This window comes from Georgenia alba (assembly GCF_042665525.1).
In the GTDB taxonomy this organism is placed as follows: domain Bacteria; phylum Actinomycetota; class Actinomycetes; order Actinomycetales; family Actinomycetaceae; genus Allobogoriella; species Allobogoriella alba.
This window is the reverse complement of sequence record NZ_JBHTCQ010000001.1, coordinates 59,721-84,604: the sequence shown is the minus strand read 5'-3', so window position 1 is coordinate 84,604 and position 24,884 is coordinate 59,721. Positions and strand designations below refer to the sequence as shown.

Annotated in this window: 26 protein-coding genes and 1 tRNA gene; 18 read left to right on the top strand and 9 right to left on the bottom strand. The window is 72.4% G+C overall.

Annotated features, from left to right (window positions below; genetic code table 11):
- Positions 1 to 131 precede the first annotated feature (131 nt).
- A complete protein-coding gene (locus tag ACFQQL_RS00410; RefSeq protein WP_382390117.1) occupies positions 132 to 932 on the top strand; it encodes a variant leucine-rich repeat-containing protein in 801 nt (266 codons plus the stop codon).
- Between the two features lie 48 nt (positions 933 to 980).
- Positions 981 to 1,313, top strand: a complete 333-nt coding sequence (locus ACFQQL_RS00405) for a hypothetical protein (RefSeq protein WP_382390115.1) — start codon at positions 981 to 983, stop codon at positions 1,311 to 1,313.
- A 158-nt stretch (positions 1,314 to 1,471) separates the two neighbouring features.
- On the opposite strand, the gene ACFQQL_RS00400 is transcribed toward ACFQQL_RS00405, so the two are convergent.
- The 6 genes from ACFQQL_RS00400 to ACFQQL_RS00375 all read right to left on the bottom strand — a co-directional run bounded on the left by ACFQQL_RS00400 (position 1,472) and on the right by ACFQQL_RS00375 (position 6,949).
- Positions 1,472 to 1,804 carry a hypothetical protein gene (locus ACFQQL_RS00400; protein ID WP_382390113.1) on the bottom strand — a complete coding sequence of 111 codons (333 nt, stop codon included), beginning with the start codon at positions 1,802 to 1,804 and terminating at the stop codon, positions 1,472 to 1,474.
- Positions 1,805 to 1,807: 3 nt separating this feature from the next.
- Positions 1,808 to 2,272 (bottom strand): hypothetical protein, encoded by a 465-nt coding sequence (locus tag ACFQQL_RS00395; protein WP_382390111.1) that lies wholly within the window; start codon positions 2,270 to 2,272, stop codon positions 1,808 to 1,810.
- Between the two features lie 335 nt (positions 2,273 to 2,607).
- Positions 2,608 to 3,030, bottom strand: coding sequence for a (deoxy)nucleoside triphosphate pyrophosphohydrolase (locus tag ACFQQL_RS00390; protein WP_382390109.1), 423 nt, complete (start codon positions 3,028 to 3,030; stop codon positions 2,608 to 2,610).
- Positions 3,027 to 3,488: a PPOX class F420-dependent oxidoreductase gene (locus ACFQQL_RS00385; protein ID WP_382390107.1), complete on the bottom strand. Its 462-nt coding sequence runs from the start codon at positions 3,486 to 3,488 to the stop codon at positions 3,027 to 3,029. The genes ACFQQL_RS00390 and ACFQQL_RS00385 overlap by 4 nt, the downstream gene beginning before the upstream one ends.
- A gap of 27 nt (positions 3,489 to 3,515) precedes the next feature.
- The gene (locus ACFQQL_RS00380; protein WP_382390105.1) at positions 3,516 to 4,481 is read right to left on the bottom strand and encodes a transglutaminase family protein; all 966 of its coding nucleotides are present in this window, start codon (positions 4,479 to 4,481) and stop codon (positions 3,516 to 3,518) included.
- The gene (locus ACFQQL_RS00375; protein ID WP_382390103.1) at positions 4,478 to 6,949 is read right to left on the bottom strand and encodes a circularly permuted type 2 ATP-grasp protein; all 2,472 of its coding nucleotides are present in this window, start codon (positions 6,947 to 6,949) and stop codon (positions 4,478 to 4,480) included. The genes ACFQQL_RS00380 and ACFQQL_RS00375 overlap by 4 nt, the downstream gene beginning before the upstream one ends.
- Before the next feature lie 152 nt (positions 6,950 to 7,101).
- Between ACFQQL_RS00375 and ACFQQL_RS00370 the strand changes: the two genes are divergently transcribed.
- The 3 genes from ACFQQL_RS00370 to ACFQQL_RS00360 are packed head-to-tail and all read left to right on the top strand — an operon-like array spanning position 7,102 to position 9,877.
- Positions 7,102 to 8,154 carry a pirin family protein gene (locus ACFQQL_RS00370; protein WP_382390101.1) on the top strand — a complete coding sequence of 351 codons (1,053 nt, stop codon included), beginning with the start codon at positions 7,102 to 7,104 and terminating at the stop codon, positions 8,152 to 8,154.
- 23 nt (positions 8,155 to 8,177) lie between these two features.
- Positions 8,178 to 9,104, top strand: coding sequence for a hypothetical protein (locus ACFQQL_RS00365; RefSeq protein ID WP_382390100.1), 927 nt, complete (start codon positions 8,178 to 8,180; stop codon positions 9,102 to 9,104).
- A gap of 29 nt (positions 9,105 to 9,133) precedes the next feature.
- Entirely contained in the window at positions 9,134 to 9,877 is a 744-nt protein-coding gene (locus ACFQQL_RS00360) for a M50 family metallopeptidase (protein ID WP_382390098.1), read from the top strand.
- A gap of 213 nt (positions 9,878 to 10,090) precedes the next feature.
- On the opposite strand, the gene ACFQQL_RS00355 is transcribed toward ACFQQL_RS00360, so the two are convergent.
- From ACFQQL_RS00355 to ACFQQL_RS00345, 3 genes are all read right to left on the bottom strand, one after another.
- Positions 10,091 to 10,723, bottom strand: coding sequence for a PIN domain-containing protein (locus ACFQQL_RS00355; protein WP_382390096.1), 633 nt, complete (start codon positions 10,721 to 10,723; stop codon positions 10,091 to 10,093).
- Between the two features lie 43 nt (positions 10,724 to 10,766).
- Entirely contained in the window at positions 10,767 to 11,216 is a 450-nt protein-coding gene (locus ACFQQL_RS00350; RefSeq protein ID WP_382390094.1) for a helix-turn-helix domain-containing protein, read from the bottom strand.
- 195 nt (positions 11,217 to 11,411) lie between these two features.
- Positions 11,412 to 11,482: transfer RNA gene (locus tag ACFQQL_RS00345), tRNA-Gly, on the bottom strand.
- Positions 11,483 to 11,673: 191 nt separating this feature from the next.
- On the opposite strand from ACFQQL_RS00345, the gene dcd reads away from it, so the two are divergent.
- The 13 genes from dcd to phnE all read left to right on the top strand — a co-directional run bounded on the left by dcd (position 11,674) and on the right by phnE (position 24,799).
- Positions 11,674 to 12,252, top strand: a complete 579-nt coding sequence (gene dcd / locus ACFQQL_RS00340) for a dCTP deaminase (RefSeq protein ID WP_382390092.1) — start codon at positions 11,674 to 11,676, stop codon at positions 12,250 to 12,252.
- Positions 12,249 to 13,148 (top strand): hypothetical protein, encoded by a 900-nt coding sequence (locus ACFQQL_RS00335; protein ID WP_382390090.1) that lies wholly within the window; start codon positions 12,249 to 12,251, stop codon positions 13,146 to 13,148. Before dcd ends, ACFQQL_RS00335 begins: the two co-directional genes overlap by 4 nt.
- 153 nt (positions 13,149 to 13,301) lie before the next feature.
- On the top strand, positions 13,302 to 16,313 hold the full coding sequence (locus ACFQQL_RS00330; RefSeq protein WP_382390088.1) for a Na+/H+ antiporter subunit A: 3,012 nt from the start codon (positions 13,302 to 13,304) through the stop codon (positions 16,311 to 16,313).
- On the top strand, positions 16,310 to 16,852 hold the full coding sequence (locus ACFQQL_RS00325) for a Na(+)/H(+) antiporter subunit C (RefSeq protein ID WP_382390086.1): 543 nt from the start codon (positions 16,310 to 16,312) through the stop codon (positions 16,850 to 16,852). The genes ACFQQL_RS00330 and ACFQQL_RS00325 overlap by 4 nt, the downstream gene beginning before the upstream one ends.
- Entirely contained in the window at positions 16,849 to 18,408 is a 1,560-nt protein-coding gene (locus tag ACFQQL_RS00320; RefSeq protein WP_382390084.1) for a Na+/H+ antiporter subunit D, read from the top strand. Before ACFQQL_RS00325 ends, ACFQQL_RS00320 begins: the two co-directional genes overlap by 4 nt.
- Positions 18,405 to 19,028 (top strand): Na+/H+ antiporter subunit E, encoded by a 624-nt coding sequence (locus ACFQQL_RS00315; RefSeq protein ID WP_382390082.1) that lies wholly within the window; start codon positions 18,405 to 18,407, stop codon positions 19,026 to 19,028. The genes ACFQQL_RS00320 and ACFQQL_RS00315 overlap by 4 nt, the downstream gene beginning before the upstream one ends.
- Positions 19,025 to 19,459, top strand: coding sequence for an MrpF/PhaF family protein (locus ACFQQL_RS00310; RefSeq protein ID WP_382390080.1), 435 nt, complete (start codon positions 19,025 to 19,027; stop codon positions 19,457 to 19,459). Before ACFQQL_RS00315 ends, ACFQQL_RS00310 begins: the two co-directional genes overlap by 4 nt.
- Positions 19,456 to 19,860 carry a monovalent cation/H(+) antiporter subunit G gene (gene mnhG / locus ACFQQL_RS00305; RefSeq protein WP_382390078.1) on the top strand — a complete coding sequence of 135 codons (405 nt, stop codon included), beginning with the start codon at positions 19,456 to 19,458 and terminating at the stop codon, positions 19,858 to 19,860. The genes ACFQQL_RS00310 and mnhG overlap by 4 nt, the downstream gene beginning before the upstream one ends.
- Before the next feature lie 124 nt (positions 19,861 to 19,984).
- Positions 19,985 to 20,248 (top strand): DUF4235 domain-containing protein, encoded by a 264-nt coding sequence (locus tag ACFQQL_RS00300; protein ID WP_382390076.1) that lies wholly within the window; start codon positions 19,985 to 19,987, stop codon positions 20,246 to 20,248.
- Between the two features lie 87 nt (positions 20,249 to 20,335).
- Positions 20,336 to 21,064 (top strand): GntR family transcriptional regulator, encoded by a 729-nt coding sequence (locus tag ACFQQL_RS00295; RefSeq protein ID WP_382390074.1) that lies wholly within the window; start codon positions 20,336 to 20,338, stop codon positions 21,062 to 21,064.
- A gap of 155 nt (positions 21,065 to 21,219) precedes the next feature.
- Positions 21,220 to 22,218 carry a phosphate/phosphite/phosphonate ABC transporter substrate-binding protein gene (locus tag ACFQQL_RS00290; RefSeq protein ID WP_382390072.1) on the top strand — a complete coding sequence of 333 codons (999 nt, stop codon included), beginning with the start codon at positions 21,220 to 21,222 and terminating at the stop codon, positions 22,216 to 22,218.
- Positions 22,219 to 22,229: 11 nt separating this feature from the next.
- Positions 22,230 to 23,081: a phosphonate ABC transporter ATP-binding protein gene (phnC, locus tag ACFQQL_RS00285; RefSeq protein ID WP_382390070.1), complete on the top strand. Its 852-nt coding sequence runs from the start codon at positions 22,230 to 22,232 to the stop codon at positions 23,079 to 23,081.
- A gap of 80 nt (positions 23,082 to 23,161) precedes the next feature.
- Positions 23,162 to 24,799, top strand: a complete 1,638-nt coding sequence (phnE, locus tag ACFQQL_RS00280; RefSeq protein WP_382390068.1) for a phosphonate ABC transporter, permease protein PhnE — start codon at positions 23,162 to 23,164, stop codon at positions 24,797 to 24,799.
- Positions 24,800 to 24,884 lie beyond the last annotated feature (85 nt).

The window sequence follows — 24,884 nt, the reverse complement described above, 5'->3', positions numbered from 1 at the left end:
CTTGCTGACGGAGTGCCACGAATCGTCGTGAAAGCGCAGGCCCGGGCGCCGGGATGGGCACGCCTCCCCATGGGCCGATGCCGCCATGTGCCCTAGTCTCCGGTGACGGAACCGTATGAGGGGGATCGATCATGACCACGCCGGACCAGTTCTCGGCATTCGAAGCCAGCAACCCGCAGACGCCCCCGGAGGTGCTCGGGCAGATCGCGCAGCAGCGCCCGGACCTGCGTGCGCTCGTCGCGGCCAACCCGTCGACGCCGGACTCCGTGGTCCAGTGGCTCGGGAGTCTCGGGGACGTTGCCGTCGACGCCGCGATCCAGAACCGGGGTGGTGCCTCGGGCGCCGCGAGTCCCTACGCCGCTCCTTCGGCCGGTAGCGCGGGCGGTTCGGCACCGCAGGGCTTCGGTCAACCACAGCCGGGGCAGCCGGGCCCCGGCCAGCCGCAGCAGCCTGGTTTCGGTCAGCCCGCGCAGCAGGGCTACGGTCAGCCCCCGCAGCAGGGCTACGGTCAGCTCCCTCAGCAGGGCTACGGTCAGCCTCAGGGTGCGTACGGTCAGCCCGGCCAGGCCTCGCCGTGGAGTGACCAACCCGCCAAGAGCAACAAGGCGCCGATCATCATCGGCATCAGCGTCGGCGTGCTCATCCTCATCGTCGTCGGCGTCCTGGTCTTCGGGAACCTCTTCAGTGGCGGGGGCGGCGGCGGTGGCGAGGCTCCGCCGTGGGTCGAGCCTCACGACATCGCTCCCGACGCCCAGACGTATGGCGACGACCCTGTGGCGGACCAGCTGTGGGACGCCTGTGAGTCCGGTGATCCGGTGGCGTGCGACAACCTCTACGCGAACTCCCCGGTGGGGTCGGAGTACGAGCAGTTCGGAGCGGACTGCGGCAACCGGCACCCGGGCACCGACCAGTGGTGCAACAACATCGAGTGACCCGCACCTCGGGCCGCCCGACAGCCTAACGACCCGTACGCTGAGGGCATGACGTCTGTGCCCGGTCCCCCGGATCCGCGTGACCGGCAGCCGTCCGGCGGGTGGCAGCACGGCGAGCAGCCGCACGCCCACCGGTCCGACGGCGCCGCCTACCCACCGCCGCAGGGTTCACAGCCCGCCGGGCCGGGCACCGGCGGGCCCTATGGTCCGCCGTCGTCCGGCCGGCCGCCGGGCGCGGCCGATCCCCGGTACTGGGCCCAGGGCAGCAGCAGCCGCACGAGCGTCGTAGCGAAGGTCATCCTCGCCGTCGTCCTCGTGTCGATGGTGCTGACCGTCCTCGGCGTCGTCGCCATGATGGTCATGGTCACCGGCATCATGTGAGCCCGGTCCCGCCGGCAGCGAGCGCAGCAGGACGGTCGCCACGACCAGGACGGCGGCCAGGAGCGCACCGGTGGCCGACCATCCCCAGCCCCGATCGCGGCGCCGCCGAGCGCGGCACTGACGAGGTAGCCGACCTGGAATGAAGCCGCGCTACACCGTTACTGCGATGAACGGCTTAGCTGCTCGTGGTGGAGGGCAGCCCTCCGTTCCTTGTCGCGGCGCTGGCGAATCCCCGCGCTGCACGCAACCACGAGCATTCCGCCAAACAACACCCACTGGTGTGCGCGCTCGGGCAGGACGAATGCCGCGAAGATCCCCCAGACGACCAGGTAGACGGTGACGATATCGAGGATGATGCCCCGTAGGACGTCAGCAGACCCCTGTATCGTGACTCCGCCGCGGGCTCGTCGCGAATGATGGCCGGCGTGGAAGACGGAGAGTATGGCGGCAACGAGAACCAGAATGGCGGGACCTTCAGGGCTAAAGCTCATCCGTCATCCTCGAATGCATCCGACGAGGAAGCGAGGCGCTTCCATACGAACTTTCGTGCGAAGAGTGCCCTTGCAGATCCCGTACTCGTTGATGTACACCACAGCCGCCGCCGCGACCCCTACGGCAACCGGACAGACGACGGGCGCAGCTTGCCCGGAAGCTGCACATATTGCGCTCGCCGACGCGGCAGCCCCGGCGGCCACGAGTGCCCTCTGATCAGTTGCGGTCATATCGATGTACGCCGTGCCGTGAGCAAATCCGCCATCGAGCATCGGCGCGGGAGAATTGGCCGTGTTCTCGTCTGCAACTGGCAGGGCAAATGTGGTGCCCCGACCGAGGTCGTACACTTCGTAGCTGCCTTCAGTGCGGTAGGCATAGCCAGCAGTGCGCAACTCCTGTCGCGCCTGTTCAAGCATTTCGGGCGTTACCTCAGCAACTTCGTGATCAGGAACGTCGACCTCGACCATGAGCGGCTCTTCGACGGCGGTATCCTCGACCGCGCTTGCGGCAGGGCCCAACGGCGCAAGGCTTGCGGCAACAAGTGCAGCGAGAAGACTCGTGAGCATCCCGCGTCTACGAGCCTGAAGTCTGTGTGTCATTTTTCGCCTCCCTTGGGATGGCGTGGTCCACGTTGACCACGCCATCCCAAGGTAGGTACGGCTCCGCGAGCGCCCAAGCCCGCCGTGTGGCAGGTACCTGCCACGACCGGAAGTGGCCACAGGCCGTGAGGTGTCATCGACCATTTCCCCAGGTGAGGTTGAGACCTCCTGATCCGCCCGCGGCTGCGAGGGCTCTCCGGGAGTCAGGCGGTCGCGGCCTGCAGCGCGGCCACGATGGGCCGGTCCGGCTCGAGCCAGTCCAGCTCGGGCAGTCGCTCCCGTGGCACCCACGCCAGCTCGTCGTGGTCCTCGAGGGGCTCCGGCGAGCCCGTGGCCAGCTCGGCCAGCCAGACCCGCATGACGAGGTGGTCCAGGATCGGCCAGTCGCCGCCGTCGGAGGCGGGGACGACCGGTCCCAGTCGCACCTCGACGCCCAGCTCCTCGACGAGCTCCCGGTGCAGCGCAGACTCCGCGTCCTCCTCCGGCTCGACCTTCCCGCCCGGCAGCTCCCACTTCCCGGCGAGGGCGGCGGGCGCCGAGCGGCGCGCGCACAGCATCATCGTGGGGGAGCGGAGCGAGTCGAGGATCGCGGCCGCGACCACGAGCCGCCGCCCGTCCCGGCTCATGCCAGGCGTGCCGGGAAGCCGCCCGTCGCCACCGGTCCCCACCGCTCGATCGTCATGCGGATGAGGGACTTGCCCTGGTCGCGCATGGCCTGCCGGTACTCGTCCCAGTCCGGGTGCTCGCCCGAGATGCAGCGGAAGTACTCCACGAGCGGCTCGAGCGCCTCGGGCAGGTCCAGCACCTCGGCCGTGCCGTCGACCTGGATCCAGGCGCCGCCGAAGTCGTCCGAGAGCACGCACGCCGAGACGCGCGGGTCGCGCCGGAGGTTCGTGGCCTTGGCCCGCTCCGGGTAGGTCGAGACGACCAGCCGCCCCGACTCGTCCAGGCCGCAGGTGACGGGGCTCATCTGGACGCCCCCGCCGGCTCGGTGCGTCAGCAGCACGGCGTGGTGCCGCGGCCGGACGAAGTCCTCCATGTCGGCGCGGCTGACGGTCGTGGTGGTGGCGATGGTCCTGGCCATGCGGCAAGACTACGGCGGTCTGCCCGATCAGCCGAGCTCCGCGGAGAGCTCGGCGGGCGTGATCGTCTCCAGGTCGACCGCGACCTCGAGGTGCGCGCCGTCCCGGGCGGAGTACACGACGCCCCGCAGCGGCGAGACGTCCAGGAAGTCCCTGCCCCACCCGAGCACGACGTACCGGTGGTCCACGAGCCGGTCGTGCGTCGGGTCGACGTGCACCCACCCTCCGCCCGGGACCCAGACCGCGGCCCAGGCGTGAGCGGCACCAGTGCCGTGTCCGGCCACCGGACCCGGCGGCGCGACGTACCCCGAGACGTACCGCGCCGCCAGGCCCAGCGCGCGCAGGCTCGCCACCATGAGGTGGGCGAAGTCCTGGCAGACACCGGCCCGGGCCACGAGGACCTCCGCGGGCGTCGTCCGCACGGTGGTCGATCCGGGCCGGTGATCGAGGTCCGTGTGGATCCGGTGCGCGAGATCCCTGACCACGTCCGTGAGCCGCGCGCCGGGATGGAAGGACGGGAGGGCGAAGCCGAGCACCACCTCGTCCGGGGCGGCCAGCTCGGACGGCAGCGCGCCCTCGACGATGGCCATGATCGACGACGGTCCCTCCCCCTGCTCGGCACGCCCGGTGGCGCGCACCGCGCTGACCGCGGCAGCGGCCTCCTCCCACCCGACGGACGGCAGCGCGGACAGGGCGGGACGCCGCCGGGAGACGGTCACCAGGGAGGTGGCGACCACCTCGAGCCGGCTGTGCTCGCTGGCGACGTGGAAGTACGCCGACCGGTTGCCGCGAAAGTCGAGGTGCTCCTCCTGCTCCGCCGGACCCGGCGTGACCTGCAGCTCGGCGTGGTGCACCCGCTGGCCCCCGCCGTCGCGCGGCAGCAGCATCGCCCGCCCGTAGGAGCTCGTGACCGGCTCCGGGTACGTGTACGTGCTGCGGTGCCGCACCCGGTAGTGCGCATGCCGGTCCTCGTGCTTCGTGCTCAGCCCGGTCACCCCCTCAGGCCCAGGCCGGTGACGGTAGGACGGCTGAGGTGGATCCGCGGGATCTCGACGGCCAGCTCCTCGAGGCGTGACGCCATCGCGTCGAGCGCCTCGGCCAGGTAGATGCGCCGACCGGCCACGACCTCCCCGACGGCCCGGTCCCGCCGGAGCTCAGCGGTCACGTCCGCAGTCTCCGCCAAGAGCCGGTCACGGGTCTCCGGACCGTGGGCCACGGGCGGCAGTGCCGTGAAGTGCTCGCGCATCCGGTCGAGCTGGAACGCGAGCGCGCGGGGGTTCCGCCGGTCCTGCAGCAGCAGGTCGAGGACGCCGGCGAGCCCGCCGTCGGGATGGCGACGGCGGAACGTGAGCGCGGACTCGTGCGCGGCCAGGACGGAGCCGGCGACGAGCTCCTCGACGGCGGGGTCACGCACCTCGGTGAGCGTGCCGCTCAGGCTAGCGACGACCTCGCGGGCGCGTTCGAGGCGGCGCCCCGTGTCCAGCAGCAGCCACCCGACGTCACGCACGAGGGACTCGCCGACGATGCCCTGGAGCGCGAGGAGCCCCTCGAGGAGGGTCAGCAGCGCCGGGGCGAGCCCGACCTCGGCGCTCTCCCGGTTGCGGCGCCGGTCCCGTTCGCGGCGCAGCGCACGGTTCATGGACGACAACGCGATCCACACGTCCGGGCTGAGGTTGTCCCGCACGCCGGCGGCGTCCCGGCCGAGCTGCGCGACCGTCCAGGCCACCGACCCCTCGAGCGCCGGGTCGGTGAGCAGGGCGGCAAGAGGGCCGTCCGCCGTCGTCGCGTGCAGGGCCGTGAGCAGCGTCTCCAGCGCCCGGCCGCCGGGGTCCTCGGGCCGGGCCCCCGGGCGGGCGTGGTAGTCGTCCCAGCGGTCCGCGACCGCCAGCAGGAACCGGACCGACTGCTCCGCACGCTCGACGTGGCGTCCCATCCGGAAGAGGTCTGCGGCGCTGCGCAACGAGATGCCCCCGTCGGAGTCCCGGCCCGGCACCAGCTCGGCGCGGGCCGACGTGTCGCCGGCCACCGCGAGCGGCTCCGCCGCGAGCACCCACACGTCCTTCGCCGCGCCGGCTCCCGGGCCTCCGGCGACCGTCGCCTGGGGCACGGGGCTGACATGCCCGAGTGCCCCGGCGAGCACCGTGTACTCCCCGTCCCGGCTCAGGGTGAAGGTCCGCAGCGACGTCGCACGCGGCACCAGCGCGCCGTCAACCACCGACGGCGACGTCGACGCCTCGACCGGCTCCTGCCCGACCCACTCCGCGGGGCGGGCCGCGATGGCCGCGGCCAGGTCCGCCCGTTCGTCCAGGCTCAGCTCCCAGCCGAGCACCGGCGGGCGCACCCCGGCCACCGGTCGGACGATCAGCCGGCCGAGATTGGCCATGACGTGCGAGCACATCGCCCGCTCGCCGCACCAGTACGTCACCACCGACGGCACCAGCAGCTCCTCGTCACGCAGCGCCCGGGCCAGCCGCGGGAGGTAGGTGGCCAGCGCCGGGCTCTCCAGCAGACCCGACCCGAGCGTGTTGACCACCGTGACGGCGCCACGGCGGGCGGCATGCAGGAGCCCGGCCGCGCCGGCGGTGGAGGTGCGGTCGAGGTCGAGCGGGTCCACGGCCCAGCTCGGTGCACCACGGAGCAGGACGTCCACCGGCTCCCGGCCACCAAGCCCACGGACCCACACCCGGCCGTCCTCGACGGCGAGGTCACCGCCCTCGACGAGCGGGACGCCGAGCAGCACCGAGAGATAGCCGTGGTCGAACGCCGCGCCCGATCGTCCCGCCGTGCCCGTGCTGAGTACCGCGACGCGCGGCCGGTCTCCCGCGGCCGGCGGCGCGACTGCCGCCAGGGAGCGGCGCAGGGCCTGGTAGAACGGGCCGAGCCGACGCGTCCGGGAGTTCCGGTACGGACCGGCGAACGCCTCCGAGACCACCCGCCGGTCCGCCATCGCGTACCCGAGCCCCGCCGGGACGTCCGTCCGGTCCGCGAGGACCGTCCATGCCCCGTCCGCGTTGCGCGCGAGGTCGGTGGCCAGGTGGAACAGCTGGTGGGTGCAGGGGTTTCGCATCCCCTGGGCGGCACCCACGAACCCGGGGTGGGCCAGGATGATCTCCGGCGGCAGCAGGCCGGACGTCAGCAGCGTGCGGTCGCCGTAGAGATCGGTGAGGACCTGGTCGAGGAGCTCGGCCCGCTGCCGCAGCCCGTCCTCGAGCACCGCCCACTGGGTCTCCTCGACGAGAACGGGGAGCGGGTCCAGCGCCCACTCCTGGTCCAGGTCGCCGGACGTGACGCCCTGGTCCTGCAGGAGTGCGACGACGTCGGAGCGAGCCGCCTCCAACCGTTCGGCCCGTCCGAGGTGGGCGCGGGCGGCCAGCTCCTCCCACGCCGCGCGGGCCGGTCCGGTCGACTGGAGCATCTCGTCATGGCCGGGTCCTCGCGCGCGGTAGTCCTCGAGCAGGTCCAAGACCGCACCCCTCCAGTTCCTGCAACGAGTAAAGCGCCCGACGGGCGATCGGAATCGACTTTACGTGGCATTTGCCAGAAGCGGGAGGGGTGTCGCCCGGCATCTCGGTGGGCGTCCGACCGCGGAGGCCCGATCGGCCGTATCGTGTCGCCGTGACCAACCTCGAGGCACGGCCCCGGGAGCAGGTGTGCGAGGCCGGTGCTCCTGCCGACGCCGCCGCGCCGGACGGCGCCGTCGAGCTGGTCGAGCCGCGGGAGGTCCCGCTCGGTGGGCCTCGTGCCATGACCGTCCGGCGGACCCTGCCGCACCGGGACCGCTCGCTCGTCGGGCCGTTCTGCTTCCTCGACCACTACGGGCCGGACGACGTCGCCGCCAAGGGCGGGATGGACGTGGCGCCGCACCCGCACACCGGGCTGCAGACCGTGACCTGGTTGTTCGAGGGCTCGGTCCTCCACCAGGACGCACTCGGCTCGGTCCGCACCATCCGCCCCGGGCAGCTCAACCTCATGACCTCGGGTCGCGGCATCAGCCACTCCGAGGAGGGCACGCCCGCACGCTTCCCGGACCAGCGCACCCTCCACGGCGTCCAGCTGTGGACCGCGCTGCCGGAGGATCGGCGTCACGGCGACGCCGACTTCGAGCATCTCTCCGAAGTCCCCACACTCGACCTCGACGGCACCCGCGTGCAGGTCTTCATGGGCACCGTCGGTACCGCGACCTCACCCGCCCGCGCCTACACGCCGGCCGTCGCCGCCCAGCTGGACGTCCCGCCGCGGACCGAGCTCGAGCTCCCGGTGGACCCGGCATTCGAGCACGCCGTCCTCACGGACGCCGGCGACCTCACCGTGGCCGGGACCCGCGTCGAGCCCGCCTGGCTCGGGTACCTCGCACCCGGCCGCACCACCATCTCGCTGCGCAGCGGCGAGGAACCGGTGCGCGCCGTGCTCATCGGCGGCACGCCCTTCCCCGAGCAGATCCTCATGTGGTGGAACTTCGTCGGCCGCACCCACGAGGAGGTGGTGGCCGCCCGCGCCGAGTGGCAGCGCGTGGTCGCGGCCCTGCCCGGCGGCGGCGCCGCCCCCGATGACCTCGACGGGACGACCGCTGCGGCCGTGCAGCGGTTCGGCACCGTACCCGGGTACGACGGCGGACCGTTGCCGGCACCGGACCTGCCCAACGTTCGTCTCAGACCGCGTCGACGCTGACGCGCACAAGCCAGGGGGGGATCATGCGACGAGTACTGGTGGCCGCCGCGGCGGCCGGTGGGCTGCTGCTGACGACGGCCGCATCCTGTGCACCTCAGGAGGAGCCCACCGAGGCGGCGTCCCCACCCGCGGAGGAGACCACCTCGCCCGAGCCGGAGCCGACCACGCCGGAGCCGCTCGACCCCGCCACAGTGGACCTCGGGAACCGCGAGTGGACCTACGAGGACGCCTGGCACGCCCCCGTCGACGTCCCGCTGCAGGACGGCACGGCCGAGGGTGACTGGGGCCTGACCGGCCAGGGACCGATGACCTACGACGAGAGCCGGCGGGTCGTGGCAGACATGGACGACGACGGCGACCAGGACGTCGTCGCCCCGCTGACCTTCGAGGAGCAGACCGCCGGGTACGCCTGGACCAGCTGGTTCGTCTGGCTCAACGACGGCACCGACCTGGTGCAGATGCCGTACGCGATCGCGTACGACGGGAACTGCGTGCAGATCACCGAGTCGATCGAGCCGGCCGGAGACGGCCCGGGTGTGCGGATCGACCGCCTGATCATGGCCTACCAGGAGCCGTGCGCCTCGACGCCGACGGTGGAGGCGGACCGCACCGTGGTGGTCGAGTACGACGACGAGGGCAACCCGTGGCCGGTGCAGATCGACCCGGGTCGGTTCTGGGGCGGGCTGTGCGTCGGTGGCGGCGGCGCCGAGAGCGAGGCCGAGCACGAGGAGGAGGTCCGGGAGGAGGGCGTGGTCGACCAGGCGGCCTTCACCGTGGCGCCCGGACTCGGTGAGGTCGCGGCGCCCGAGCCCCAGATGCTCCACATGGACAGTGGCGCCTGGTACTCGGAGGTCGAGGGCTGGGAGTTCATGCAGGTCCACCTGATGCCGGGCGGCAGCCTCAGCGACGACACGTCCCTCGACCACTGCGTCTGGTACCCCGAGGACTGAGCGGCCGGCCGGCACGGCACGATGGGCGGATGGACGATCTCCTCGACGGCGCCCTCGGCTGGCTCGGCCAGGCCTGGGCGCGGCTGCAGCCCGGCCCGCCGCCACGCGCCGACGACGCTGTGCTGGCGGGCGTCGGGCTGGCCGTGCTCGCCGCGGTCTTCGTCCCCGCCCTGTGGCGCCGGCTACGGGTCGGCGTCACGGTCGTCCACGAGCTGGGGCACGGGCTCGTCGGCGTGCTGTGCGGGCGCCGGTTCACCGGCCTGGTGCTGCGGGCCGACATGTCCGGCCATGCCGTCACGGTCGGGCCGTCACGAGGGTTCGGCCGTGTCCTGTCCACCTGGGCGGGATACCCGGCCCCGGCCGTCGTCGGGGCGCTGCTGGTGCGCGCGGCCGGGACGGGCTGGTCCGCGCCGTTGCTGGGGCTGACCACCGCGGTGCTCGTCGTCTCCCTCGTCCGGGTGCGGTCGTTCTACACGGGCGTCGTGATGGTGCTCCTCACCGCAGGGACCGGGGCGCTGTGGTGGTGGGGCGCCCCCGAGCTGCGTGCCGCCGTGCTGCTGGGCGTCGGGTTCTTCCTGCTGGTCGGGGCCTGGCGGCACCTCGGCGCGCTGGTCACCAGCCCGGCCGCCGGCTCCGACTCGGCGGTCCTCGCCCGGCTCACCCCGGTCCCGGCGTGGTGCTGGGTGCTCACCTTCGCCGTCGTGCTCGGTCTTGCCACGTGGGTCATGGTCGGTCCGGTGCTCACCACCCTCGGCGTCGTGCCGGGAGGGTGACGATGGCCGGCTTCCTCTTCGTCACCTGGGACGGGGGTGGCACGTCGGGCCGGCGTCGGCCGTCTGCTCGTGAGTAGTTCGGCACACGTTTGGGTGGTGGTTAGCGGGCAGCGGGGCGCCGACGCGCTCAAGTCGTTGGGTGAAGGTGGTTGGCCGGGCCGAGGCAGTGGTGTTTCAGCGGAAGCGGGGTGCCGGGGACCGCCAGTCGATGCCTCAACCTTGACGTGACTTGCTCGGCGCGAAGGCTTCGATATGCGGACGGAGGTCCTGAATGTGGGCCCGGACCCGTTCGGCGAAGTGCGGGGCTTTGGCCGCTTCGAGCCGTTGACAGAGTTCGACGCTGCCACGCGTCTCCCAGAAGTACTTGATCTGGTGCAGCGTCACGGCGCGGACCGCGGCGGGTAATGAGTCATCGACTAGGACGAAGAACTCGTCGGCTGTGTAGACCTCGTACGGCAACTCATCCTCGACAACAGGAGGACGGAAGCCCTTGTCGTTGGTGAGGAGGATGTCGGCCCCGCAGAGTTCGGCGGCGGAATGTACGTGGGCGTCCTTCGGGTCCGGCCCATTGTAGGTGCCCGGCACCTCGTACCCGACTACCTCGCCATCCTGCAGGCTCAACACGATTCGCTCTCGGTAACGGGCGAGAGATTCCTTCGTGATACCGGGCTTACGTCGCTCCAGAGCGTCGAGCGTCTCGTCGAGGATCTCCTCGGTCCACTTGACGTCGAACATGGACGCCTGCGTCTCGAGGCGCAGCAGAAGTAGCCAATCACGAAGGGTGATGGAGGCCAGGACGTTAGCGTCGACCAGAACAATGTGAACGCCACGTGACCCAGCTGTCATGAAAGGGCAGGCTACCCGCCGGTACTCACACTGCAGGTCTGTTTCAGTCGAGCCCCAACTCCTCGTCCATCTGTCGCAGTGCCTCGAACGCGCGACGCTGCTCATCGAGACGACGGCGCTTCGCCGCGAGGACATCGTCCGTGCGTAGCCGGGTATGGCTGCCCACCTTGTGAGCGGGCACCTCACCTCGATCAACCATCTTCATCAGTGTGGGCCGCGAGATTCCGAGCATGCCCGCGGCCGCCGTCGTCGTTAGCTCGCTGGGCATCGTCTCGATGGTCACGGCCCCTCCCTTCGCTACGGTCTCGACGACGCGTGCGAGGAGCTGCGCAAGCTCGACCGGGACCGGTCGTGCATCGGCATGCTCTTCGCGGAGTTCCAACTCGGCTCGCTCACGGAGGAGGTCCTCAAATGCTCCTGCAACCTGCTCGGCCTGCTCGGTGACGAGATCGTCGGCGAGGAGGTGGTCACGGTTTGAACTCTTGAGCCGCATCGATCAGTTCTCATCTCTCAAGGCGCGTTAGCCAGTTGCCGCTTTGGTGTCAACCAACGTACGGGGTTGCACCTGTAAGTGCAATAGCGAATCTGAGGTGCGCAAGTGGCGCCTCGACTAGATCCAGCGACCACTGTTCACGACACGCTGGAGTGGCCGCGCCAGCGCGAGTCGTGTACCACCCCACACGATCGGAGCGGGTGACGGGAATCGAACCCGCGCCGTCAGCTTGGGAAGCTGAAGTTCTACCATTGAACTACACCCGCAGTGCGCCGAATCTCGGCAGCGCGCGGCCACTATACCCAACGCGTGCGGCGCCCAGCGAACCGCCCGTCCCGCCCATCGCTGCAACAGTCGCCGGGTGCTGCAGGCATGCCTGCAGCGGTCGGCGAGGGCTGCCGCAGTGGGTGCGGCCCCGCTACGCCGGCGGCCCCGGCGGCGATGGCAGGATGGGCGCGTGCTGCTCTCCGACCGTGACATCCGCGCCGAGATCGACTCCGGGCGTGTGCGGCTCGACCCGTACGAGCCGGAGATGATCCAGCCGGCCAGCCTGGACGTGCGGCTGGACCGCTACTTCCGGCTCTTCGACAACCACCGCTACCCGGTGATCGACCCGGCGCAGGACCAGCCCGACCTGACCCGGCTGGTCGACGCCGGCGCGGACGAACCGCTCGTGCTGCACCCCGGGGAGTTCGTCCTGGGCGCCACCTACGAGCAGGTCACGCTGCCCGACGACGTCGCCGCCCGCCTGGAGGGCAAGTCCTCACTCGGGCGGCTGGGCCTGCTGACCCACTCCACGGCCGGGTTCATCGACCCGGGCTTCACCGGCCACGTCACCCTCGAGCTGTCCAACACGGCGACCATGCCGATCATGCTGTGGCCCGGGATGAAGATCGGCCAGCTCTGCTTCTTCCGGCTCTCCTCCAGCGCCGAGCGGCCCTACGGCTCCGGCGCGACCGGCTCGCGGTACCAGGGCCAGCGCGGCCCGACCGCCTCCCGCTCCCACCTGAACTTCATCCGCACCCGTGTGACGTGAGCACGCCCCCGGACCAGGAGCCCGGGCGGCTCGACGCCGCCACCGCCGAGGCGCACCACCTCCTCGTGCTGGACGACCACGTCACGCCCGAGGACGTCGAGGCCCTGGCCGTCTCCCGCAGCGACACCGCCGCCCGGACCGGAACCTCGGACCTCCGGCTGCTGCCCGGTGTGCACCTGCTGGGCCCGTGGAGCCTCGGCGCCGACCTGCGCGACGCCTTCGACCTGCCCACCTGGGCCGGCCAGGCGTACCTGCTGCAGTGCCCCGTCCGGCGCGGCCGGCCGCTGCCGCCCGAGCTCAGCGGGGTCGACCCGGTGCTGGACGCCTTTCCCGACGGCGTGCCCGCCGGGATCGAGCAGGAGTCCATCGACCACCTACGGGCCGTGGCGCGCCGTGCGGGCGGTGCCCTGCGGCTCGCCGGCTCCGGCGCCGTCGTCGTCCTCGACCCCGAGTCCGCCACCGACCTGACCGTCCACGCCCCCGTCTGGCTCGATCCGGACGCCTGCCTCCAGGTCCTCCGCCGCGCGCTCCCCGCGGCCCGCTCCCCGCTTCCGGAGCTGCCCGACGGCGCGGCACCCGAGGCGATCGACGTCTACGGCCTCGTCACGGAGGTCGGGGCGGACCTCGTGGACGTGACCGTCGCCGGCAGCGACCACCCGCCCCTGGTGGTCCGCCGCGAGCCGTGGGCGGAGACCGGCGTGGTCAGCTACGCGGTGCGGTGGCGGCCGGCTCGCCCCGAGACGGCGTTCCTCGCCCGCCCGCCGCTCGTCGTGCGCCGGGCACGGGCCGCAGCCGCGGAGGTCATCGAGCGAGCGGCGGCCGCACTCCACGGCGCGGTGGGCGGCGCCGTGTGCGACGACGACGGATTCCTCGTCGACCCGGCTGACCTGCGCTGATGACGCCCTCTCGGCGAGACGCCGGCGGCGGGACCCGTTCACGGCTTGGTAAAATCGCCGCGTTCCCCCTCACCCGCCGCCGGTGCCCTGGGCACTGCCTTCCCTCCGGGCGGTGGCGGAGAGACGAACCGCAACCGAGCCCTGGAGCGGCCCGTGCTGCAGCTGCTGGCGATCCACCTGGTCGCGGCCCTTGTCGCGCCCTCGATCGTCGGTCGCCTCGGCCGCCGCGCCTTCCTGCTGCTCGCCGCGGTCCCCGCCTCTGCCGCCGTCTGGGCCGCGCTGCGGACACCGGAGGTGCTCGCCGGTGAGCACCCCACCCAGGCGGTGGCGTGGGTGCCCTCGCTCCAGCTGGAGCTGACCTTCCGGCTGGACACCCTGAGCTGGCTGATGACCCTGGTGGTCGGCGGCATCGGCGCCCTCGTGCTCGTCTCCTGCGCCGCCTACTTCTCCGCGAAGGCGTCCGCGCTGGGCCGCTTCGCCGGGCTCTTCGTCGCGTTCGCCGGGGCGATGCTCGGTCTGGTGCTCACGGACAACACCTTGCTGCTGTACGTGTTCTGGGAGCTGACCACCGTCTTCTCCTACCTGCTCGTCGCGCACTACCACGAGCGGCAGTCCGCCCGCCGCGCCGCGCAGCAGGCCATCGTGGTGACCACGCTCGGCGGCCTGGCGATGCTGGGTGGCCTCATCGTCCTCGGTGAGGTCGACGGCGGCTCGTACGGCATCCGGGAGCTGGTCGCGTCCGCCCAGGCCGGGACGCTCGGCGCGGCGGCCCCGGGAGCGCTCGTCCCCGTCGCCGTCGGTGCCGTCCTGCTCGGTGCGCTGACCAAGTCGGCGCTCGTGCCGTTCCACTTCTGGCTGCCGGCCGCCATGGCGGCGCCCACGCCGGTCAGCGCGTACCTGCACGCCGCCGCGATGGTGAAGGCGGGTGTCTACCTCGTGGCGCGGCTCGCCCCCGGGTTCGCGCGCGATCCCGCCGTCGAGCAGGTCTGGCAGGTCGCGGTGGTGGGCATCGGGCTGGTCACGCTGCTGGTCGGCGGGTACCGCGCCCTGCGCCAGCACGACCTCAAGCTCGTGCTCGCGTTCGGCACCGTCTCCCAGCTCGGCCTCATCACCGTGCTCGTCGGGCACGGCGAGCGCGCCGTCGCCCTCGCCGGCCTCGCGCTGCTGCTGGCTCACGCGCTGTTCAAGGCGTCCCTGTTCCTGCTCGTCGCGGTCATCGACTGGTCCGTCGGAACGCGCGACCTGCGCCGCCTCTCCGGTCTGGGGCGCAGCATGCCGGTCGCGGCGACCGCCGGCGCGCTGGCCGTCGCGTCGATGGTCGGGCTGCCGCCGGCCCTGGGCTACGTGGCGAAGGAGGCCGCGCTCGAGGCCCTCGTGCACGGCGGGACCACGACCGACGTCCTGACGCTCGTGGCGGTCGCGGTCGGATCCGTGCTCACCCTCGGCTACGGGCTCCGGTTCTGGTGGGGGGCGTTCTGGAGCAAGGACGGCGTGGTCGTGCCGACGGCGCAGCGCACGTCGCGGCTCATCATGGCCGCCCCGGTGATCCTCGCGGTGGTGGGCACGGCACTCGGGCTCCTGCCCGGCCGGCTGGAGTCACTGCTCGCCGGCCACGTGGACACCTATCCCGGAGAGGCCGGGCACCTGACGCTCTGGGGCGGGTTGGGGCTGCCCCTGCTCATCACGGTCGGTGTGCTGCTCCTCGGCGTCCTCCTCTTCGTAGCACGGGATCCGGTGGAGCGGTTCCAACGGCTCTTCCGCGACGTCGAGGGCACCGAGGGCCTGTACCGCAAGTCGCTGCGCGGACTCGACCTGCTCGCCGCGGACGTCACCGCCCTCACTCAGCGCGGCTCTCTTCCGGCCTACCTCTCCATCGTGCTCGTCACCGTGGTCGTCGTCGCGGCGGGCGCGGCAGCCGTCGGCGGTACGGCGTGGCCCGAGCGGCTGCGGCCCTGGGACTCCATCAGCCAGGCGGTGGTCGTGACCGTCGTGTGCGTGGCCGCCCTGCTCGTCACCCGCGCGCGACGGCGCCTCAAGGCCGTGCTGCTGCTCGGTGTCTGCGGCTATGGGATCGCCCTGCTGTTCGCCCTGCACGGGGCGCCCGACCTCGCCCTGACCCAGGTGCTGGTGGAGACCGTCACGCTCGTCGTCTTCGTCCTCGTCCTGCGCCGGCTGCCCGCCTACTTCTCCAACCGGCCCCTCGCGCGGTCCCGGTGGTGGCGTGCCATCCTCGGGCTCGTCGTCGGGACCACGGCCGCCCTGCTCGGCGTCATCGCCACCGGGTCCCGGGTGCACGAGAGCGTCGCCGTCCACTTCCCCGACGAGGCCTACCAGTACGGCTACGGCCGGAACATCGTCAACGTCACCCTCGTCGACATCCGCGCCTGGGACACCATGGGCGAGATCGCCGTCCTGCTGGTGGCGGCCACCGGGGTCGCATCCCTGGTCTTCCTCCGGATGCGGGTCGGTCGCATCGACCGCGCCGCCGACGTGCCGGGCGTGGGCGTCGCGGGCGGCTCGGACCTCGCCGCCCGCCTGCGCACCGGCGTGCTCCTCGAGCCCGCGCGGGACGTGCGGCGCCCGGGCCGGGACCGGACCTGGCTCTCGGCCGCCGGCGGCGTCGAGCCGCAGCGCCGGTCGGTGATCTTCGAGATCGGCACCCGGTTCGTGTTCCACACCCTCGGCGTCTTCTCGCTCTTCCTGCTCTTCTCCGGCCACAACGCACCCGGTGGCGGGTTCGCCGCGGGTCTCATCGCGGGGATCGCCCTGGTCGTGCGCTACCTCGCCGGCGGCCGGCACGAGCTCGGTGAGGCCGCTCCGCTGCACCCCGGGCTCCTGCTCGGCACCGGCCTGTTCCTGTCCGCGGGCGTCGGCGCCGTGCCGCTCTTCTTCGGCGGCACCGTCCTGCAGTCCGCCGTCGTCGACCTGCACCTGCCGATCTTCGGCGACGTGCACCTCGCCACCGCCCTGTTCTTCGACGTCGGCGTCTACCTGCTCGTCGTCGGCCTGGTCCTGGACATCCTGCGCTCGCTCGGCGCCGAGGTGGACCGGCAGGGCGAGCTCGAGGGCAAGCAGGCGCCGGACGTGTCCTTCGACCACCCGGCCGCGGTCCGCGAGGACGCGGTCGTGTCCGCGGGATCGGCGGCGGAGGAGGGGTCCCGATGAGCCCCGGCACATTCATCGACGTCTCGCCCAGCCTGGCCCTCGTGGTCCTCGCGGGCGTGCTGGTCGGCACCGGCGTCTACCTGCTGCTCGAGCGGTCCCTGACCCGGGTCGTCATCGGCATCGCGCTGCTGTCCAACGGCGTGAACGTGCTCGTCCTCATCGCGGGCGGACGTGCCGGCGGAGCCCCGATCATCGGTCAGACGGAGCCGGCCGAGATGTCGGACCCCCTGCCGCAGGCGATGATCCTCACCGCGATCGTCATCACGCTCGGACTGACGTCGTTCCTCCTGGCGATGGCGTACCGGTCCTGGCAGCTCAACGGGCACGACGAGGTCCAGGACGACCTCGAGGACCGCCGGATCGCCGAGCGTGCCGCGCGGGACGAGCTGTCGGAGCGGGCCACGGACGACGCCGGCACCACCCTGGCGGAGGACGCCGCCACCACCCGGGACGAGATGGAGACGGGCGAAGGCGAGCACGCCGACGAGGGACACCACCCGGCCGCGCTCGGGGCCCACGACCGGGAGGGGGAGCGATGACCTGGCTCGTCCCGCTCCCCGTCGTCCTGCCGCTCGTCGGCGCCGGCTTCGCCCTCGCCCTGGCCCGTTACCACCGGGTGCAGCGCGTGGTGTCCGTCGCGGTCCTCAGCGCGGTGCTCGCCGTCGCCGTCACGCTGCTCGTCCTGGTCCAGGACGGTCCGCTCGTGGTCGACGTCGGAGGCTGGGCAGCGCCCGTCGGCATCTCCCTCGTGGTCGACCGCCTCAGCGCGCTCATGCTGGTGGTCTCCGTGTCCGTGACCCTGGCCGTCCTGCTCTACTCGCTGGCGCAGGGTCTCGCGGACGGCGACGACGGCGCCCCGCTCGCGGTCTTCCACCCGACCTTCCTCGTGCTCTCCGCCGGGGTGTCCAACGCGTTCGTCTCGGGCGACCTGTTCAACCTGTACGTCGGCTTCGAGGTCCTGCTCGGCGCCAGCTTCGTGCTCATCACGCTCGGCGGCACCCGCCCCCGCATCCGGGCCGGGACGATCTACGTCGTCGTCTCGCTCGTCAGCTCGATCATCTTCCTCGTGGCCATCGCGCTGGTCTACGCGGCCGCCGGCACCCTGAACCTCGCGCAGCTGGCGCTGCGGCTGCCGGAGATCGACCCGGGCACCCAGCTCGTGCTGCAGCTCATCCTGCTCGTCGCGTTCGGCATCAAGGCTGCCGTCTTCCCGCTGTCCGCGTGGCTGCCGGACTCCTACCCGACGGCGCCAGCTCCCGTCACGGCGGTCTTCGCCGGCCTGCTCACCAAGGTCGGTGTCTACGCGATCATCCGCACCCAGGTGCTGCTCTTCCCGGACGGCCGCCTCGACGGCCTGCTCATGGTGGTCGCGCTCGCGACGATGGTGATCGGCATCATGGGCGCCGTCGCGCAGGACGACATCAAGCGTCTGCTGTCCTTCACCCTCGTCAGCCACATCGGCTTCATGGTGTGGGGGGTCGCCACCGCCACCGCGGCCGGCCTGTCCGCCGCGATCTTCTACGTCGTCCACCACATCACCGTGCAGACGGCGCTGTTCCTCGTCGCCGGCCTCGTCGAGCGCCGCGGCGGCACCACGTCCCTGGTCCGGCTCGGTTCGCTGGCCCGGCTCTCCCCGCTGCTCGCCGTGCTGTTCTTCGTCCCCGCGATGAACCTCGCCGGCATCCCGCCCCTGACCGGGTTCCTCGGGAAGGCGGGCCTGATGGAGGCCGCCGCGGCGAGCGGCGGCGGCCTGTCCTACGCGCTCATCGTCGGCAGCATCATCACCTCGCTGCTGACCCTCTACGCGATCACCAAGGCCTGGAACATGGCCTTCTGGCAGGAGGCGCCCGAGGAGCTGCCGCAGACCCGCACGCCCCGCGGGATGGTCGGGCCCGCGGGCGCGCTGGTGGCCCTCTCGCTGGGGCTGACCGTCCTCGCCGGCAGCCTGTACGGCTACACCGACGCCGCGGCCGAGAACCTGCGGGCCCGGACGCCGTACATCTTCTCCGTGCTCCCGGACGGGGGACGGGGGACGGGGGTCTCGCCGGACGTCACCCAGGAGGGTGACCGCGGCACACCGGAGGGGGAGGGATGAGCGACGACCGCGCCGTCGGCGAGCACCAGCCGCGCCGCCACCGCCCGAGGGTCTCGTGGGGCATGCTGGCGTGGCTGACCGCGGTCTGGGTGCTGCTGTGGGGCGACCTCACGGTGGCGAACGTGGTCGCCGGGTTCGGCGTCGCGCTGTTCGTCACCACTGTGACGCCGCTGCCCCGGGTGTCCTTCGAGGGCAAGGTCCGGCCGTGGGGTGTGGTGCGCCTGCTCGCCCGGTTCCTCGCCGACGTCAGCGTCGCCTCCGTGCAGGTCGCCGCGACGGCACTGGGGAGGCAGACTCCCTCGGGCGCCGTCATCCGGGTGCGGCTCCGGTCGCACTCCGACGTCTTCCTCGCCGCCACCTCGGGGTTCACCTCTCTGGTGCCCGGCTCGATCGTCGTCGAGGCGCACCGGCTGACCGGGACGCTGTACGTGCACGTCTTCGACATCGAGATGCACGGCGGCCTCGACGGCGCCCGCCAGATCGTGCTCGCGCAGGAGGAACGCGTCCTGCGGGCCTTCGCCTCCGACGATCAGCTCCGCGACGCCGGCTACGTGCCCGGGTCCTCCCCGCGTGCCGGACGTCTCGCCCCTGCACCGGCCGAGGGAGGTGAGCCGGCATGAGCGTCGGGTCCGTCGTCGACGCCGTGCTCGTGGTCTGCCTCGTGCTGCTGGCCGGGGCCGTGCTGCTGGCGCTCTTCCGGATGGAGAAGGGGCCGACCATGTTCGACCGGGCGGTCTCCCTGGACGTCGTCACCATCGTCGTGCTGGGGGCGGCGGGCCTGATGACCGCGCTGGCGGACCGGTCCGACCTCGTGCCGTTGCTCGCCGTGCTCGCCGTGGTGGGCTTCACGGGCTCGGTGGCGCTCGCCCGGTTCGCGGCCGCCGAGACGCCGGAGGAGGCCCGGATCCTGAGTACCGAGGAGCTCCGGGCGGCCGCGGCCGAGGAGGTCGAGGACGACGCCGCCGCCCCGGTGCACGACCCCGACGCCGCGGCGGAGCCGGGCGCCGAGACCGGCCCCGGGCCGCAGGGCGCGGATGGGGAGGAGCGATGACCTGGACCGACGTCGCCGACCTCGCGGGTGCCGTGCTGATGCTCCTCGGCTCCCTGCTCGCCCTCGTCGCCGCGATCGGCCTGGTCCGCTTCCCGGACCTGCTGACACGCATGCACGCGGCGACGAAGCCCCAGACGCTCGGCCTGATGCTGCTCATGGGCGGCCTGGCGCTGAGCGTGCGCGAGGCGTTCGTCGTGTGGACGCTGCTGCTGGTGGTCGCGTGCCAGCTCGTCACGGCGCCGATCTCGGCGCACATGGTCGGACGCGCCGGCTACCGCACCCGCCGGATCGAGTCGGACCAGCTCGTCGTGGACCAGCTCACCGACGACCTCGAGAAGGCCGCGAAGCTCTCCGACGAGGAGGTGGCGCGCCGCCTCGGCGCCCGCCGCCCACGCCCCTAGCCCTCGCGGTGTGACGTCACCGGCCGGGTCGGGGGCGGACGCGGACCGACGTCGCGCTCGGCGGGCTTGTCCGGCATGATCGGACGGGTCCCGCAGGATTGCCTCACAGGTCGAGGGAGATGGCATGGACATCGGTTGGAAGCTCGTCAGCGCCGTGGCCACGCTCGGCGCCACCGTGGTGACGACGAAGGCGATCACAGTGGGATGGCGTGCGGTCACCGGCCACGAGCCGCCGGTCGACGAGGACGACCCCGAGGTCGAGTGGTGGGAGGTCATCGCCTTCACCGTGGTCTCCGGTGCCCTGCTCGGCGTCGCCCGGCACCTGGCACTGCGGGGCGCCACGAAGTGGTACGGCGGTCCCAAGGACAAGCGCGTCGAAGAGGTCTGACCGGCTTCGGCGCTCGCGCCCGGCGCCGGCCACACCGGTCACCGGGCGGACGCATTCCGTTCACCCGGTGGACCTAGCGTCCCCGCTGTGAGCGACTGGTCGGCGCGCAGCCTGGCCCGGAGACTCGGCGAGGAGTTCGCCGGCCTGCCGGCGGGTACGCGCGTCGCGAGCGAGCACGAGCTCATGCGGCGCTTCGGGGTCTCCCGGTCGCTGGTGCGCGCGGCGCTGGACGAGCTCGTCACCCGGTTCCTGCTCCGCCGGGTCCAGGGTGCCGGGACCTTCCTCAACAACCGGATCGACTACGTCATCTCCTCCCGCAACCCGCCCTCGCTCCACCAGACGGTCGCCGCCGCAGGCAGCGAGGCCCGGACGTTCCTCGTCGACGTCACGCAGATGCCGGTGCCCGACGTCGTCGCCACGGCCCTCGAGTGCGACCCCGGGACGCCGCTGAACCGTCTGCTGCGGGTCGGCTACGTCGACGACCTCATCGCCAACAGCATCGAGGAGTGGCTCGCCCCCGAGGTCCTGGAGCACGTCGACGTCTCGCTGCGCGCCGTCGAGTCCCTCAACGAGGTGCTGCGCATGGGCCGGTACCAGCCGGTCCGGGCGTGGAGCCGGGCTGCGCCCGACTTCCCGCCCGAGGACGTCGAGGAGCGCCTCGAGCTCGAGCGGGCGGTCCCCGTCTGGACGATCGAGACCGTCACCCGCGACGCCCGCACCGGGCGCGCCCTGCTCTACTCCCGGTCCTGGATGCGGCAGGACGTCATCCGCCTCGTCTTCGAGTTCGACAACCCCGACCTGGCGTACCCCGGCTGAGACCGCACGACCCGGCGCGACTTGTCCCGCAAGTTCGACGAGAGTTCACCGCCCCGCCCTCACGTGTTGCGTGACCCGTGGACGGCAGGTCAGGCACGCACGTGAGCCTGGTCGGGACGCCCGGCCCTCCCGGGCCCGACCAGAGGAAGAGAGCGATGACCCGACCTGCCCGACGCCCCGTTGCCGCGCTCGCGGCCGCGGCAGCGTCCGCCCTGCTGCTCGCCGCGTGCGGCTCCTCCGCCGCGGAGGACGCCGACGGCGGAGCCGGTGCCGGCGCGGCCGCCGGCGGCGGAGACGCAAGCTCCGAGGCCGGCGAGACACCCGAGACGCTGGTGTTCGCCTCCATCCCGAGCGAGAACGCCTCGAGCATCACCGAGGACTACGGCCACGTCATGGATGTCATCGAGCAGGAGACGGGCATCCCCGTGGAGCAGCAGGAGGCCACTGACTACGCCGCCGTCATCGAGGCCCTGCGCGCCGGCCAGGTCCACGTGGCGGCGCTCGGACCGTTCTCCTACGTCACCGCCAAGGACGGCGACGCCGGCGTCGAGCTGCTCGGGGCGGTGGTGGACTCCGCCGACGAGGACCCGGGCTACCGGTCCTACGGGATCGTGCCCGCCGGCAGCGACATCACCGACCTCGCCGGGTTCGAGGGGCAGCGGGTCTGCTTCGTGGACCCGACGTCGACCTCCGGCTATCTCTACCCGTCGGCCGGGCTGATGGAGAACGACATCGACCCCGAGAACGACGTCGAGCCCGTGCTCGCGGGTGGCCACGACGCCTCGGCCCTCTCGGTCGCGGACGGTACCTGCGACGCCGGTTTCGCCTACGACACGATGGTCACCCAGGAGCTCGTCGAGTCGGGCCAGCTCCAGGAGGGCGACCTCGAGGTGGTCTGGGAGTCCGAGGTGATCCCCGGCAGCCCCACCGTGATGAGCGACCGGCTGCCGCAGGAGCTCCGGGACCAGCTCAGCACCCTCTTCGCCGAGGACATGAACGTGCCGTGGATGGTGGAGAACGGCTACTGCGAGTCCGAGGACGACTGCGTGATGCCGGAGTCCCACACCTACGGGTACGTCCCGGTCGAGGACAGCCTGTACGACGGCATCCGCGAGGTCTGCGACATCACCCGTTCACCGTCCTGCGTGGAGTGAGGAGCCTTCCGATGAGCGCAGCTGCCGCACTCGCGGACACCGAGACCGTCATCCGCCTGGAGAACGTCACCAAGCGCTTCGGCGCCGTCACCGCGCTGGACGACGTGACCATGGACGTCGCACCCCGGCGCATGAACGTGCTGCTCGGCCTGTCCGGGTCCGGGAAGTCCACCCTGCTGCGGCACGTCAACGGGCTGCACCGCCCGACGTCCGGCCGCATCTCGACCCTCGGGGTCGAGGTCCACGACGCGTCCGCGCGGACGCTGCGGGAGCTGCGGTGCCGGGTCGGGATGATCTTCCAGCACTTCCACCTCGTCGGGCCGATGTCCGTCCTCGAGAACGTCTGCACCGGGAAGCTCGGCTCGCTGCGCGGGCCCCGGTTCGGCCTGTTCAGCTACCCGCGGGCGGTGCGGGAGGCGGCGATGGCTGAGCTCGCCAGCGTCGGCCTGGCCGACAAGGCCTTCCAGCGGGCGGACACGCTCTCCGGCGGGCAGCAGCAGCGCGTCGCCATCGCGCGGGCACTGATCCAGCACCCGACCGTGCTGCTCGCCGACGAGCCCGTCGCGTCGCTGGACCCGGTGTCCTCCGCCGGCGTCATGGAGCTGCTGGCCGCCATCAGCCAGGAGCGTGACCTGACCGTGCTGTGCAGCCTCCACCAGGTGGACCTGGCTCTCGACGTCGCCGACCGGGTCGTCGGCCTCAACGACGGCAGGGTGGTGCTCGACCGGGACGCGGCGGGCATGAGCCGATCGGACGCGCTGGAGGTCTACGCCTCCGCGCCCGCGGCACCGGAGCCCGTCAGGCCGGCCGTGGCCGCCCGGACGGCGCGGCGGGTGCCGCGGCTGGCGCGCGCCGGGAGCTGACCATCAGCGCGCTCACCGCTCCGGCAGGACGCGCGGCCCGTCCCACGGCGCTCGCCGTCCCGCGGCGCCCCCGGCCCCGCGTGCGGTCCGCCGGCGCCGTCGTGGTGCTGCTCGGCGTGCTCGCGGCGGCCGTGTGGTCGGTCATCGACCTGCGGATCAACCTCGCGACCATGGTCGACAGCGTCGACAACGCGACGGCGTTCCTCGCGCGTGTGGTCCCGCTCGACTTCCCGCCGCTGGGCGAGCTCGTCGCGATGACCGCGCAGACGCTGGCGATCGTCGTCGTCGCGACCGCCCTGGCCGTCGTGCTGTCCACGCCGGCGGCCATCTTCGCCGCCGCGAACACCACGACGGGCCCACTCGCCCGCGGCGCCGCCCGCTCCCTCATCGTGCTCAGCCGCGCCATCCCCGACGTCATCTTCGCGATCGTCCTCTTCCGGTTCCTCGGGCTCGGGGCGCTGCCCGGGATCCTGGCCCTGGCGTTCCACTCCGTCGGCATGATCGGCAAGCTCTACGCGGACGCGATCGAGCAGGTCGACGCCGGACCGCCCGAGGCCATCACCGCCGCAGGCGGGCGGCGCTGGCAGTGGATCACCGGTGCCGTCCTGCCCCAGGTCATGCCGCAGGTCGTGGCCACCGCCCTGCACCGGTTCGACATCAACCTGCGAACGGCGGTGCTGCTCGGCTACGTGGGCGTCGGCGGCATCGGCATGGAGATCGCGAACGCGCTGCGCACGATGAACTACCAGCGCGGCATGGCGCTCGCCCTCGTCGTGCTCGTCGTGTGCGTCCTGCTCGAGCTGCTCTCCGGGGCGATCCGGGCCCGTCTGGCACCCGGCGCGGGGGACCGCGGCGGCTGGCTCGGCCGCCTCACCGACGCCTGGGTGCACGCCCCGCGGGAGACGCACCGGCCGCAGCGGCGCCGCGACGGCCGCGTCCGCGTCACCCCGCCCTGGGACGCCGAGCGGATCCGCCGCCTGGCCGGCGTGCTCGTCACCGTCGCGGTCCTCGCGGCCGCGACGGTCGGCAGCGGCATCGACGTGGCCGCGCTCGGCGAGAACCTGGCCGGCCTACCCGCCGCCGTCGGGCTGTTCTGGCCCCCGGAGACGGGCGGCATCCTGCCCACCCTGCTCGAGGCGCTGCTCATCACCGTGCAGATCGGCCTCGCCGCGACCTTGCTCGGCATGGTCCTGGCGCTGCCGATCGGTGTGCTGGCGGCGCGGAACGTCGCCCCCCACCCGCGGGTGGCGACCGCGCTGCGGACGGTGATCGTCACGGTGCGGGCCTTCCCCGAGCTCATCATCGCGATCGTGCTCATCGTCATCACCGGCCTCGGGCCCGTCCCCGGCGCGCTGGCGCTGGGCATCGGCTCCGTCGGGTTGCTCGGCAAGCTCGTCGCGGACTCCGTCGAGGAGACCGACGTGCGGGTCCAGGACGCGCTGCGCGCGGCCGGCGCCACCCGCAGCCAGGTGTTCTTCGGGGCGACGCTGCGGCAGGCACTCCCGGCGTTCGTCGCGCACGTGCTGTACCAGCTCGACGTCAACATCCGCTCGGCGACCCTGCTCGGGATCGTCGGCGCGGGCGGCATCGGCTTCTACCTGCTCAACGCCGCCCGCGTGCAGGAGTTCGGGGTCGTGACCACCATCGTGCTGCTGGTCCTCGCGGTCGTGCTGAGCGTCGAGGCGATCGCGGTGTGGGCCCGTCGGGTGGTCCGCTGAGATGGCCGCGCCGAACAAGTCACGCGCGGTTTACCCGGACGTTCACCCCCGGTCCACGCTCCCGCGCCGAACGGGTCACCTTCGC